Annotated in this window: 11 protein-coding genes and 1 riboswitch; of the genes, 5 read left to right on the top strand and 6 right to left on the bottom strand. The window is 61.6% G+C overall.

Going from position 1 to position 13,507, the window contains the following annotated elements:
- The first annotated feature begins 59 nt into the window (after nt 1-59).
- A complete protein-coding gene (hldE, locus tag AC3ITY_RS02295) occupies nt 60-1,481 on the top strand; it encodes a bifunctional D-glycero-beta-D-manno-heptose-7-phosphate kinase/D-glycero-beta-D-manno-heptose 1-phosphate adenylyltransferase HldE (RefSeq protein WP_046039763.1) in 1,422 nt (473 codons plus the stop codon).
- Nucleotides 1,482-1,548: 67 nt separating this feature from the next.
- Here hldE and AC3ITY_RS02300 read toward each other — a convergent pair whose 3' ends face one another.
- From AC3ITY_RS02300 to AC3ITY_RS02315, 4 genes are all read right to left on the bottom strand, one after another.
- Entirely contained in the window at nt 1,549-2,514 is a 966-nt protein-coding gene (locus tag AC3ITY_RS02300; protein WP_489307412.1) for a metal ABC transporter ATPase, read from the bottom strand.
- A 32-nt stretch (nt 2,515-2,546) separates the two neighbouring features.
- The gene (locus tag AC3ITY_RS02305; protein WP_489307413.1) at nt 2,547-3,359 is read right to left on the bottom strand and encodes an aldo/keto reductase; all 813 of its coding nucleotides are present in this window, start codon (nt 3,357-3,359) and stop codon (nt 2,547-2,549) included.
- Nucleotides 3,356-4,531, bottom strand: a complete 1,176-nt coding sequence (locus AC3ITY_RS02310; RefSeq protein ID WP_489307414.1) for an NAD(P)/FAD-dependent oxidoreductase — start codon at nt 4,529-4,531, stop codon at nt 3,356-3,358. Before AC3ITY_RS02310 ends, AC3ITY_RS02305 begins: the two co-directional genes overlap by 4 nt.
- A 117-nt stretch (nt 4,532-4,648) precedes the next feature.
- Nucleotides 4,649-4,981, bottom strand: a complete 333-nt coding sequence (locus AC3ITY_RS02315) for a DMT family transporter (protein WP_489307415.1) — start codon at nt 4,979-4,981, stop codon at nt 4,649-4,651.
- Nucleotides 4,982-5,084: 103 nt separating this feature from the next.
- Here AC3ITY_RS02315 and AC3ITY_RS02320 point away from each other — a divergent pair, with 103 nt between their 5' ends.
- Nucleotides 5,085-5,987 carry a LysR family transcriptional regulator gene (locus tag AC3ITY_RS02320; RefSeq protein WP_489307416.1) on the top strand — a complete coding sequence of 301 codons (903 nt, stop codon included), beginning with the start codon at nt 5,085-5,087 and terminating at the stop codon, nt 5,985-5,987.
- Between the two features lie 11 nt (nt 5,988-5,998).
- On the top strand, nt 5,999-7,276 hold the full coding sequence (waaA, locus tag AC3ITY_RS02325) for a lipid IV(A) 3-deoxy-D-manno-octulosonic acid transferase (RefSeq protein ID WP_489307418.1): 1,278 nt from the start codon (nt 5,999-6,001) through the stop codon (nt 7,274-7,276).
- 83 nt (nt 7,277-7,359) lie between these two features.
- Here the strand turns inward: waaA and AC3ITY_RS02330 are convergent, their stop codons facing one another.
- Entirely contained in the window at nt 7,360-8,799 is a 1,440-nt protein-coding gene (locus AC3ITY_RS02330) for a TolC family outer membrane protein (protein WP_489307419.1), read from the bottom strand.
- 204 nt (nt 8,800-9,003) lie between these two features.
- A riboswitch (TPP riboswitch) is annotated at nt 9,004-9,109 on the top strand.
- A 165-nt stretch (nt 9,110-9,274) separates the two neighbouring features.
- Here AC3ITY_RS02330 and thiC point away from each other — a divergent pair.
- Together thiC and cytX are read left to right on the top strand one after the other, a co-directional pair.
- Nucleotides 9,275-11,164, top strand: a complete 1,890-nt coding sequence (gene thiC, locus AC3ITY_RS02335) for a phosphomethylpyrimidine synthase ThiC (RefSeq protein ID WP_046039775.1) — start codon at nt 9,275-9,277, stop codon at nt 11,162-11,164.
- 187 nt (nt 11,165-11,351) lie between these two features.
- On the top strand, nt 11,352-12,644 hold the full coding sequence (gene cytX, locus AC3ITY_RS02340) for a putative hydroxymethylpyrimidine transporter CytX (RefSeq protein WP_489307420.1): 1,293 nt from the start codon (nt 11,352-11,354) through the stop codon (nt 12,642-12,644).
- On the opposite strand, the gene AC3ITY_RS02345 is transcribed toward cytX, so the two are convergent.
- Entirely contained in the window at nt 12,613-13,359 is a 747-nt protein-coding gene (locus AC3ITY_RS02345; RefSeq protein WP_489307421.1) for an RsiV family protein, read from the bottom strand. The two genes, cytX and AC3ITY_RS02345, sit on opposite strands and share 32 nt — an antisense overlap.
- Nucleotides 13,360-13,507: the final 148 nt, after the last annotated feature.

A 13,507-nucleotide genomic window follows, 5' to 3' on the forward strand; every position in this document is an offset into this window, starting at 1 on the left:
GCCGACACCAACCCTGTGTTAATATCGCGCCCCTGTTCATTCTGTATGTGGGTTGCACCATGAAGTTGTCCATGCCGCGATTCGATCAAGCCCCTGTCTTGGTAGTCGGCGATGTCATGCTCGACCGTTACTGGCATGGTGGTACCTCACGGATTTCTCCTGAGGCGCCGGTGCCGGTGGTCAAGGTCGATCACATCGAAGACCGCCCGGGCGGTGCTGCCAACGTTGCCTTGAACATTGCCGCCCTGGGGGCTCCGGCCTCGCTGGTCGGTGTAACCGGCGACGATGAAGCCGCCAACAGCCTGGTCAACAGCCTCAAGGGCGCCGGCGTGCGGGCCATCTTCCAGCGCATTGCGCACCAGCCGACCATCGTCAAGCTGCGGGTCATGAGCCGTCACCAGCAGCTGCTGCGCATCGACTTCGAAGAACCCTTCGCCACCGACGCGCTGGCGCTGGCCGCGCAGGTCGACGAGTTGCTCGAAGGCATCAAGGTGCTGGTGCTGTCCGACTACGGCAAAGGCGCGCTAAAAAACCATCAGGCGCTGATCCAGGCCGCCCGTGCCCGCGGCATTCCGGTGCTGGCCGATCCCAAGGGCAAGGATTTCTCGATCTACCGTGGTGCGAGCCTGATCACGCCAAACCTCAACGAATTCGAAACCATCGTCGGTGGTTGCGCCGATGAGCACGAATTGGTGAGCAAGGGCGCGCAGCTGATGCACGACCTGGACCTCGGTGCCTTGCTGGTGACCCGTGGCGAGCACGGCATGACCTTGCTGCGTCCGGATCATCCGGCGCTGCACTTGCCGGCCCGAGCCCGTGAAGTGTTCGACGTGACCGGTGCCGGCGACACAGTAATTTCCACCCTGGCGGCCGCGATTGCCGCTGGCGAAGAACTGCCCCACGCGGTGGCCCTGGCCAACCTGGCGGCAGGGATTGTGGTCGGCAAGCTCGGTACGGCTGCCATCAGTGCGCCGGAATTGCGTCGTGCGATTCAGCGCGAGGAGGGTTCCGAGCGCGGTGTGCTGGGCCTTGAGCAGCTGTTGCTGGCGGTCGATGATGCCCGCGCGCACAACGAACGGATCGTGTTCACCAACGGTTGTTTCGACATCCTGCACGCCGGTCACGTGACCTATCTGGAACAGGCGCGGGCCCAGGGCGATCGCCTGATCGTGGCGATCAATGACGATGCATCGGTCAGCCGCCTGAAGGGGCCGGGCCGTCCGATCAACAGCGTCGACCGGCGCATGGCGGTGCTGGCTGGTCTGGGTGCGGTGGACTGGGTCATCAGTTTCTCGGAAGGCACTCCAGAAAACCTGCTGAGCGCGGTCAAGCCGGACGTGCTGGTCAAGGGCGGCGACTACGGGATCGACCAGGTGGTCGGCGCGGACATCGTGACGGCCTACGGCGGTACCGTGAAAGTGCTGGGGCTGGTGGAAAACAGCTCGACCACGGCGATTGTCGAGAAGATCCGCAAGTCCTGATTGTGGCGTGGGTTTGTTGTGGCCAGGGGGGCTTGCCCCCTGGCCACAACAAACCCACTTGATCTTGCTATCGTGCCGCCTTGCGCGGCACGATTTTCTTCAGCAGCAATTTGGCCTTCCCGCGCAACCGCGCCAACCCTGAATCCTTCACCGGCGGGGTCAGACCCTGCTGCCTCACCCAGTCCTTCCAGCGAATTCGCTCATCGCGAACCAGCCAGCCTTCCTGTCGGGCGAAACTCTCGGCCAGATACAGTCCGCGCGTGCTGGCGGGGTACAGCTGATCCTTTTTCAAGGTGTAGAGCTCAGCCATTGGATGCCCGTCCTGCAAGGGCATCAAGTACAGATCGGGGCGCTTGCGGTCGAGGCGGGCAACGAGTTGATCACCCTCCAGTCGCTCATCGACATGGAACAGGCTCAGTGATTTGGCTTCCTTGGGAACGTCCAGGCGCAAGTCGTAAATCAGTTGCAGTGACGCCGTTGGCAAATGCACGTAAGCCCGCGGGCGCTCTATCAGCATCAGGTTGGCGCAACGTACCGGCCGCGCCGAGCCGGACAGTGGCGACAAGCGAAACGGCAGGGCTTCACGGTAATGCAGGGCGGCTGAGTAGGGCGCTGGCAGCCAGGTGTCATTGAATCGTCCACTGAGCCAGCCTTCCGGGGTTTCCAGCAGGCATTCTTCGGCTATCTCCTGGATCGCCGTGTGCAAGGGCAGGTTCAGTTCATGGGCCGGCACGTAACCGGAGATCAGCTTGAGCACCACATCGCCACGGTCCTGCCGGCGTTGGCGCACCAGCACCCAATAGTCGCGATTCTGCCAATGCAGGGTCAGGCGCACCGAAACCCCGAGGTTGGCCAGCTCCAGGGCAAACCGTTCGCTATCGCCGACCGTCACCGGCCGACGACGTTGCAGGGTCTGGGAGAAATTCAGCGGCCTGCCGACGCTCTGATAAGCCAGGCCTTCGGGGGTCGCTTCGACGAATAACGGCAGGGTCTTGAAGTTGCTCGGGTTCTTTCTGATGAGCGTACGCGACATGTCGGCTCCTGCTTAAGGCCGCGTGGGCGGCGTCAGTGGCTACGTAGGACCTGGGCAACGGTCGCGACATTGTGGGCGAGGTGCAGCGGATTGATGGTCCCGACAATAGCACTGGCAACACCCGGATGTTCAAACAACAACTCGAAACTGGCGCGCACCGGATCCACGCCCGGACTCAGGCATACATGACCACTGGCGAGGGCTTTTTTGACCAGAATGGCTTTGCCGTGTGCAGCAGCATAGTCAATGACGGCCTTCTCGTTTTGTTCGTTGAGATTGTAGGTGACCATCGCACAGTCGCCTTGCTCCAGCGCCTTCAAGCCGCCGTCGACGGTTTTGCCAGAAAAGCCGAAACCGCGAATCTTGCCTTCGGCCTTGAGCTTGGCGAGGGTGTCATAGGCTTCTCCGTCATTGAGGATCGCCAGGTCGTTACCATCGGAGTGCACCAGCACCAGGTCGATGAAGTCCGTTTCCAGGCGTTGCAGGCTACGTTCCACCGACATTCGAGTGTGTGCGGCGCTGAAGTCGTGACGGGACTGGCCGTCGGCAAACTCTTCGCCGACCTTGCTGACAATCACCCAGTCCTGGCGCTGACCACGCAGCAACGGGCCGAGGCGTTCTTCGCTGCGACCATAGGCCGGGGCGGTATCGATCAGATTGATGCCCTGGTCGCGGGCGAGCTTGAGCAGCATGCGCGCTTCATCGTCATCGGGAATCTGGAAGCCGTTGGGATACTTCACCCCTTGGTCGCGGCCCAGTTTCACCGTGCCCAGGCCCAGGGGAGAAACCAGCAGGCCGGTGCTGCCCAGCGGGCGATGCAAGTCGTGCAGGGTCGGTTGGCTCATGGCAGCAGTTGCTCCCAGGCGGGTACGCCCATCGGCGGCTTCGGCAATTCAGGCAGTGCTGCCGGGTGGCTTGGCTGGATACCGTCGCGGGTCAGGCTGGCGATCACGCGGTCGGCGAAGTCCGGTGCCAGGGCGAGTTTGGTCGGCCAGCCCACCAGCAGTCGGCCTTCCTCGGCCACAAAGGCGTTGTCGGGACGGGTCAGGCCTGATTGCAGCGGTTCGGCGCGATCCACGCGCAAGGTGGCCCATTGCACCGTGCTCAGGTCGATCCATGGCAGCAATTGGCCGAGTTCTTTCTGTGCGGTGGCGATCTGCTCGGCGGGCTCACGGGTCACGCCTTCGGATTCCGCGATATCGCCGCCCAGGTACCAGACCCACTGGCCATCCGCCGCCGGGTGCGTGGTCACAGTGATGCGCGGTTTGGTGCCGCCGCCCAGGCAGTGGGCGTACAGTGGTTTGAGGCTTGGACCCTTGGCGATGATCATGTGTAACGGGCGGCGCTGCATGGCGGGCTGGCTCAGGCCCAGCGATTCAAGCAATGCCGCGGTTCCGGCGCCGGCGCTCAGGACGATGCGCTGGGCACGGATCTCGCGCTCGTCCACCTTCAGGCCGACCAGCACGCCGCCTTCCAGCAGCGGCTCGATCTTTTGCCCGGCGAGCAAGCCATCGCCGGCCAGATCGGCCAGGCGCTGGATCAGGCTCGGCACATCGACCACCAGTTCCGCCAGGCGATAGACCTTGCCCTTGAAGCGCTTGTCTTGCAGGGCTGGCGGCAATTGTTCGCCCTTGACCTGATCGACGCGACCGCGCACGGCTTTGCTGGCAAAGAAACTGGTGAGGTTGCCGGCGAGGGTGCCGGGGGACCACAGGTAATGGGCTTCGGACAGCAGGCGCACGCCGGTCAGGTCCAGCTCGCCGTCACCGGCCAGGGCTTCACGCCAGCGGCGCGGCATGTCGGCGATGGCTTCCGAGGCGCCCGTCAGGGCGCCATGCAGCGCGTATTTGGCGCCGCCGTGGATGATGCCCTGGGACTTCACACTCTGCCCGCCGCCGAGGCTGGCGCTTTCCACCAGCACGGTCGAAAACCCCTGGCGACGCAGGCGCGCATTCAGCCAGAGGCCGGCGACACCAGCGCCGACAATCAGCACGTCGGTGGAAATAACGGATGGCATTCGGCGACCTCTGTGTTCAAAGCGAAGCCGCAAGTTTCAAGCTTCAAGCTTCAAGCTGCAAGCAAGAGTGGGAGAATATCCCTCTTGCAGCTTATGGCTTGCAGCTTGTAGCTGCTCTTAATGCCCGGCAGTTTTGGAGAACAGCTGGATGACCACAACACCCAGCACAATCAACGCCATCCCCAGTATCGCTGGCACGTCCAGCTTCTGCCCATAGACAAACAGCGCCGCGACGCTGACCATCACGATCCCCATGCCGGCCCACACGGCGTAAGCCACGCCCACCGGAACGCTGCGCACCACCAGGGTCAGCATCCAGAAGGCAATGCCGTAACCGACGATGACCAGCACCAGTGGCAGCGGGGTGCTGAGACCCTTGACGGCTTTCATCGAAACAGTGGCAATCACTTCGGCGCAGATGGCAATGGCCAGGTAGTAGTAGGCGGTCATGGGTCAATCCTCGTGTGAAGTGTTGCTCTCTGAGGTCGGCATTCTAGAGATTCGCCAGATGCGGTAAAGTCATTACCTATCTGCTTAGAAGATGGGTTGAGCCATGAACATGCAATGGGATCTGGAGCAGCTGCGGTTGTTTGTCAGCGTAGCGGAGCAGCGTTCGTTTTCTGCCGTGGCGCGGGATCAGCGCAAGGCGCAGTCGGCGGTCAGCAGTTCGATAGCGTTGCTGGAAGAAGACCTGGGTGTCAGCCTGTTCGACCGCAGCAGCGGCCGTCAGCCGAAACTCACTGAAGCCGGCACGGCTTTGCTGGACGAAGCGCGGGAAGTGTTGCGCCAATGCGAACGGCTCAATGGCCGGGCGCTGGCGATGATGCGCGGCCAGGAGGCACGACTGCGTGTGGCGCAGGATGAGGCGATGCCTTATCAACCGATCATCGAAAGCTTCGAGGCCCTGGCGGAAAAATTCCCCAGCCTTGAAGTGCAACTGACCAGCGCCGCCCAAGGCGATGTCGCGCGCAAGCTGGTGGAGCGGCGCGCCGATCTGGGGCTGCTGTTCTTTCACGATCAGATTCCCGAGGCACTTGAGCGGCGGGTGCTGGGCAGCGTGGAAATGGTCACGGTGTGCGGCAAGGATCATCCGTTGGCGCGCAAAGGCGCAGTGGACGGCCAACAACTGGCGCAACATCGGCAGTTGCTGATGTCCACGGAGTCGAGCATTTATCCCGGCAGTGATCCCGCCAGCCCACAGGTGTGGCGTGCCGACAGTTTCTATGTGATGGCCGAATGGCTGGTGCGTGGCCTTGGCTGGGCCTGGTTGCCGCGCCACGTGGTGCAGTACCCGACTTATCAGAACCAGATGGTCGAACTGGTCAGCGAATGGACCCCGCCGGCCCTGGTGGTGGAGCTGGTATGGCGCCGGGATGAGCCGCTCGGTCCGGCCGCGCGCTGGCTCGCCGAACGTTTTGCCGTGCACTTGCAGGCGATTGGCGAAAAAAGCCGATAAACTCCGCCGCCATGAATAGAACTCTCTACACCGCGCTGTTTTATCTGGGGCTGCCATTGGTAGCGATTCGGCTTTGGCTGCGCGCGCGCAAGGCGCCGGCATATGCCCGGCGCATCGGCGAGCGTTTTTCCTGCGGGATGCCGGCGATGGAACCGGGCGGCATCTGGGTGCACGCCGTGTCGGTGGGCGAAAGCATAGCGGCCGCACCGATGATCCGCGCCTTGCTGGCGCGTTATCCAGATCTGCCGATTACCGTGACCTGCATGACGCCGACCGGTTCGGAACGCATCCATGCACTGTTCGCCAATGAGTCGCGCATTCAGCACTGTTATCTGCCCTATGACCTGCCTTGCGCTGCCCGGCGTTTCCTTGATCGGGTCCAGCCGCAACTGGCGGTGATCATGGAAACCGAGCTGTGGCCCAACCATATCCATCAATGTGCCAAACGCGGGATTCCCGTGGCGTTGGCCAATGCGCGGCTGTCCGAGCGTTCGGCCAGGGGATACAGCCGGTTCCCCAAGCTGACCCAGCCGATGCTGGCCGAGATGAGCTTGTTCGCGGTGCAGACCGAAGCTGAGGCCAAGCGCTTCCATGAGCTGGGCGCGCGGGCGGAAACCGTCGAAGTGACCGGTTCGATCAAGTTCGACCTGACCATCGACCCGCAACTGCTGGCGCGCGCCGTTGAGCTGCGAGGGCAATGGCAGGCGCTGGAGCGACCGGTGTGGATCGCGGCCAGTACCCATGACGGCGAAGACGAGGTGGTGCTGGCGGCCCATCGTCAGTTGTTGGTCAATCACCCCGATGCTTTGTTGATTCTGGTGCCGCGTCATCCGGAACGCTTCAATTCGGTGTACGGGTTGTGCCAGCAACAAGGGTTTGCCACGGTCCGGCGTTCCAGCGGCGATGGGGTCAGCGCGAATACTTCAGTGCTGCTGGGCGACACCATGGGCGAGTTGCTGTTTCTCTACGCCTTGGCTGACAGTGCATTCGTCGGTGGCAGTCTGGTGCCGAATGGCGGGCATAACCTGCTGGAGCCGGCGGCCCTCGCTAAACCGGTGCTGAGCGGGCCGCATCTTTTCAACTTCCTCGAAATCGCCGCGCAGTTGCGCAGTGCCGGGGCGTTGCAGGAAGTGGAGGATGCCGAAGGGCTGGCGGTGGCGGTGCAGCGGCTGTTCGAACTGCCACGTGATGCGCAGCGCATGGCAGAGGCCGGGTTGAACGTGATGCGCGCCAATCAGGGCGCATTGCAGCGCTTGCTGGATGGGTTGGGGCGGTTGATCGAGCGTTAGACCGAGTTGTATTCATTCGCGAGCAGGCTCGCTCCCACACTCGAAACACTGTGGGAGCGAGCCTGCTCGCGAAGCTTTTGCTTTTACTGCTCCGGTCGCGCTTTTAACTGTTCCTCCGCAGCCTTGGCCAGATCCGGTGGCAGGAAGTCCTTGTCCGGGTTGTAGTTCGGATTGAGCCAGCGTGCCAGGACTTGCAGATCCCCAGGATTCAACGTACCGGCCTGTTGCTTCAAGCGCAGGTTGTCGAGGATGTAGTCGTAGCGGGTGTTGTTGTAGTCGCGCACCGAGGTGTAGAGCTGACGCTGCGCATCCAGCACGTCGACGATGTTTCGCGTACCCACCTGGTAGCCGATTTCAGTCGCTTCCACCGCGCTCTGGTTGGAGATGATCGATTGCTTGCGCGCCTGTACCTGCTCGACATCGGTGTTCACCGCGCGGTGCAGGTCGCGGGTGTTTTCCACGATCTGCCGGCGCAGGGATTCGCGTTGCTGCTCGGTCTGGTCCAGTTGTGCATACGATTGACGCACTTGGGAGTTGATCAAACCACCACTGTAGATCGGGATGTTCAGTTGCAGGCCAACGGTCGTTTGCTCGACGTTGCCACCGTATGGCAGGGGCTGGTTGTTCGGGTTGCTGAAGCCCAGTGCGTCGTTGTCGCCTTTCTCGTACTTGGCGATCGCGTCAACCGTTGGCAAGTGCCCGGACCTGCGTTGCTTGAGGGTTTGCTCGGCGGCGCTGACGGCATAGTTGCTGGCCAACAGATTGAGGTTCTGCCTGCCCGCGGTTTCGACCCAGGCCTTGGCGTCGTTCGGTACTGGCGGCAGGATCGGCAAGTTATGGCTGATGCCCCAGATCGAGTTGTACTGGCGGTTGGTCAGGGTGATCAAAGCTTCAAAGGCGTCGTCCACCTGGCGCTGCGCAACGATCCGGTTGGCGCGTGCGGTGTCGTAGCTGGCTTGTGAGTTCAATACGTCGGTCTTGTCCGAGAGACCGACATCGAAACGCTCGTTGGATTGATCGAGCTGGCGTTTGAACGCCGCTTCTTCGGCCTTGGTCGAGGCCAGGTTGTCCTGGGTGCGCAGCACGTTGAAATAGCTGTTAGCGGTTTGCAGGATCAGGTTTTGCTCGGTCGCCGAGAGTTGCAGGGCGGCCTGTTCGTTGACTTCCTTGGCGGCCTGGAACTGGAACCAGCGGTCAGCCCGGAACAGCGGCTGCGCCAAAGTGGCCTGGTAAGAATGAGCATCGCGGTTGGACGTGGCGGACGGCTGATCGAGATCCGTACGCACCTCGGAAATATTTGCGCCGCCCGAGAGGTTCGGCAGCAGCCCGGCGCGGGCCTGGGGTACGACTTCTTTCTGCGCGCCGTATTGGGCGATGGCAGCCGCCAGATCGGCGTTGTTGTTGACGGCTTCCTGATAAACGCTGACCAAGTCCGTCTTGGTCGATAAGGGCGCATCTGCTGCCCAGGCCATTCCGTTGGACGCACAAGACACGGCAAGGGCCAGTGAGAGTTTGCGCAGCATAGACGATCCCTAGAATTGATATTACAGAGGTAATTTGAGCGCCAAGGCTAAGGCCCCGCTTTGACAGCGTCAATGCCGGCTCAGCGTAGCGAGTGTAGTTGTGCAATTGGGCTGCAACAATCCTGATACTGCGTGTAATTACGCCATTCATCATGGTATTTGCCGTGGGGTTGGCGTTCTTTGCCAGTTGTGTCTAGACTGGCCGGGTTCTTGTCGGGGTGCCTTGCTATGAGGCTGAGATCGAATAATTTCGGATCCCGTTGAACCTGATCAGGTTAGCGCCTGCGTAGGGAACAAGATTTCTCGTCACCCGGCGAGTCCTCTTGTGCTTCGTCCGGGATGTTGTTCGACAATCGAACACCCCTCGAGCACTGAGCACAGCACAGCTGGTTTTCCCAGCGCCCGTGCGTCCATTCGTTTACAGGTTCGCTCCGACAAAAATCCACTGCCTGGATGTGTGTCTGGAGAGCCCGTGATGACTACAAAAGCAAAAATCGCCACCAACCTGAGTGACTCGGCCAAGGTCGATCAGCAATCGGTTCAGCCGTTTACCCGCTCGCAAAAAATCTATGTTCAGGGCACCCGCCCGGACATCCTCGTGCCGATGCGCGAAATCAGCCTCGACGTGACGCCGACCGACTTCGGCGGCGAGGTCAACGCACCGGTAGTGGTGTATGACACCTCGGGCCCGTACACCGACCCCAATGTCATCATCGATGTGCGCAAAGGCTTGGCCGATGTGCGTTCGCCGTGGATCGAATCCCGTGGCGATACTGAGCGCCTGAGCGGCCTGAGCTCGAATTTCGGCCAGGAGCGCCTTGCCGATCCGGAGCTGACCAAGCTGCGCTTTGCCCACGTCAACAACCCGCGCCGCGCCAAGCCGGGTGCCAACGTCAGCCAGATGCACTACGCGCGCCAAGGCATCATCACCGCCGAGATGGAATACGTCGCCATCCGCGAAAACATGAAGCTGGAAGTGGCCCGCGCCGCCGGCCTGCTGGACCAGCAGCACGCCGGCCACAGCTTCGGCGCCAGCGTGCCGAAAATCATCACCCCTGAATTCGTCCGTGACGAAATCGCCCGTGGCCGCGCGATCATTCCGGCCAACATCAACCACACCGAACTGGAACCGATGATCATCGGCCGTAACTTCCTGGTGAAGATCAACGGCAACATCGGCAACAGCGCGCTGGGTTCGTCCATCGAAGAAGAAGTGGCGAAACTGACCTGGGGCATTCGCTGGGGTTCGGACACGGTCATGGACCTGTCCACCGGCAAGCACATCCACGAAACCCGCGAGTGGATCATCCGTAACTCGCCGGTGCCGATCGGTACGGTGCCGATCTACCAGGCCCTGGAAAAAGTCGGCGGCGCGGCTGAAGACCTGACCTGGGAGCTGTTCCGCGACACGCTGATCGAGCAGGCCGAGCAGGGCGTCGACTACTTCACCATCCACGCCGGTGTGCTGTTGCGCTATGTGCCGATGACCGCCAAGCGCGTGACCGGCATCGTCTCCCGCGGCGGTTCGATCATGGCCAAGTGGTGCCTGGCGCACCACAAAGAGAACTTCCTCTACACCCATTTCGAAGACATCTGCGAAATCATGAAGGCCTACGACGTCAGCTTCTCGCTGGGCGATGGCCTGCGTCCGGGCTCGATTGCCGATGCCAACGACGAAGCGCAGTTCGGCGAACTGGAGACCCTCGGCGAGCTGACCAAGATTGCCTGGAAGCACGACGTGCAGTGCATGATCGAAGGCCCGGGCCACGTGCCGATGCAGTTGATCAAAGAGAACATGGACAAGCAGCTGGAGTGCTGCGACGAGGCGCCGTTCTACACCCTCGGCCCGCTGACCACCGACATCGCGCCGGGCTACGACCACATCACCTCCGGTATCGGTGCGGCGATGATCGGCTGGTTCGGTTGCGCCATGCTCTGCTACGTCACGCCGAAAGAACATTTGGGCCTGCCGAACAAGGATGACGTGAAGACCGGGATCATCACCTACAAGATCGCCGCGCATGCCGCCGATCTGGCGAAGGGTCACCCGGGCGCACAGATCCGCGACAATGCCTTGAGCAAGGCGCGTTTCGAGTTCCGCTGGGAAGACCAGTTCAACCTGGGCCTCGATCCGGACACCGCTCGTTCGTATCACGATGAAACCCTGCCGAAGGATTCGGCCAAGGTCGCGCACTTCTGCTCGATGTGCGGGCCGAAATTCTGCTCGATGAAGATCACTCAGGAAGTCCGTGAGTACGCGGCCAACCAACGGATCGAAGCGGTCGACGTGGACGTCGCCCAAGGTATGGCCGAACAGGCCGAGCGCTTCAAGCAGGAAGGCAGTCAGCTTTACCAGAAAGTTTGATCTGACCTGGGATTGACGGTGCCTTTGGTGCCGTCTTCGCGAGCAAACCCGCTCCCACATTTGATCTCCTGTGAACACAGATTTTGTGTATGACAGAGGCCAAATGTGGGAGCGGGCTTGCTCGCGAAAGCGCCAGTTCAGACACCGAAACTCCCAATAACAAAATGTGTCCCTCTGAGATAACACCTTGAGCATTCAACCCAGCACTTACTCCCCCGATATCGCGGTGCCGACCGACAAGCGTGTCTTCGGCGGTCGCGATCTGTTTTCCTTATGGTTCTCCCTCGGCATCGGCCTGATGGTGTTGCAGACCGGCGCATTGCTCGCGCCAGGCCTGGGCCTGTCCGGTTCGTTGCTGGCGATTTTTCTCGGCACCCTGGTCGGCGTTCTGCTGCTGGCGGCGGTCGGGGTGATCGGCAGTGACACCGGCCTGTCGTCGATGGCCGCGCTCAAGCTCAGCCTCGGTACCAAAGGCGCGAGCCTGCCGGCGGTGCTGAACCTGCTGCAACTGATCGGCTGGGGTTCGTTCGAAATCATCGTCATGCGCGATGCCGCCAGCCTGTTGGGCGCGAAGGCCTTCAGCGAAGGCAGCCTGCTGTCGAATCCATTGCTCTGGACGCTGTTCTTCGGCGCCTTGGCGACCCTGTTGGCAGTCAGCGGTCCGCTGACGTTCGTCCGGCAGATCCTGCGTAAATGGGGCATCTGGCTGCTGCTGGCCGCGTGCACATGGCTGACCTGGAACCTGTTCGCCAAGGCTGACCTGGCCGCGTTGTGGGCCCAGGCCGGTGACGGTTCGATGCCGTTCGCCGTGGGTTTCGACATCGCCATTGCCATGCCGCTGTCGTGGTTGCCGCTGATTGCCGACTACTCGCGCTTTGGCAAGCGGGCGAAAAACGTCTTCGGTGGCACCGCCATCGGTTTCTTCATCGGCAATTTCTGGCTGATGAGCCTGGGCGTGGCCTACACCCTGGCGTTCGCGCCGAGTGGTGAAGTCAATGCCTTGCTGCTGGCGCTGGCCGGTGCCGGCCTGGGGGTTCCGCTGCTGCTGATTCTTCTGGATGAATCGGAAAACGCCTTTGCCGATATTCACTCGGCGGCGGTGTCCAGCGGGATTCTGTTGCGCGCCAAAGTCGAGCACCTGGCCCTGGCCATCGGCGTCATCTGCACGCTGATTGCCTTGCTGGCACCGTTGGCCCAGTACCAGAACTTCCTGCTGCTGATCGGTTCGGTGTTTGCGCCGTTGTTCGGCGTGGTGCTGGTGGACCACTTCATTCTGCGCAAGCGCAGTGGTCAGGTGGCGTCAACCGCGTTGCGCTGGCCGGCGCTGCTCGCCTGGCTGGGCGGGGTCAGCACCTATCATTTGTTGGCCAACCTGTATCCGGATGTCGGTGCAACCCTGCCGGCACTGGTAGTGGCAGGGTTGCTCCAGCTAGTGCTGGGCCGGGCCTTCAGTTACGGCCGGGAAACAGCTCGGGCTTGATGATGCCGTTCAGGCGAGGGTAGGGGATCTTCAGTTCGACATGGCCCAGCGCGTAAGGCGCGATGGTGCTGGTTTCGTACTTGAGGATCACCCCACCGTAGGTCAGCGCCACGTTCTGGGTTTTCTGGAACGGCCAGCTCTTGACGAACTCAGGTTCCTGATCGAGTTTGGTGCTGATCAACCAGCTGTTGTGCGCCACCTGCGCCGCTTTCCAGAACGCTTCTTCCTGCCCCGGCACCAGCATGTCCGACAGCGTCAGCACTTTATGCTGCTGGCGCGAATAGTTGATGAAACCTCGACCTGGGGTGCCATGGGCACCGCCGGTGTCCAGGTAACTGGATAATTCGACGATCACCAAGCCGTCATGCTGCTCACGTACCTTTGCCTGTAAGTAGCTGCTGTTGCGCGGGCCGGCGGTGCGCAAAAACTCTTCGCGATAGGCCGCCAGGGTCGGGGCGACCGGCGCGTCGGGCGAGGTGCGGGTCATTTGCAGCAGGCGCTTTTCGATGATGCCGTCCAGTGCAGGCTCGTCCGGAAAGTGCAGGGTGTCGATGTTGACCAGCGGGCAATCCGGGTTGCTGCAACCGGGCTTGAGTTGCTCGGAGGCGTCGCGGGTGGTTTCCAGCGGCGTCCGGTAGTTGGGCTGGAACAGGCTCGCGCAAGCGCCCAGGGTCAGGGCGATAGCGGCCACGGAGGCGATTTTGAAAAGCGACATGAGCGTCCTTTCTGAAACAGGGGAAGGCAAAAAGTTACCGGCTTCGACTCTCAACAAAGCAGTCAGTTCGCCACTAAGCTAATTAGAGTGGGTTTCGCCCTCACCGTCTATCCCGCTGACGGGAAAGGGGCTGCATCAAACGTCACGG

Source organism: Pseudomonas sp. GL_091 (assembly GCF_057837725.1).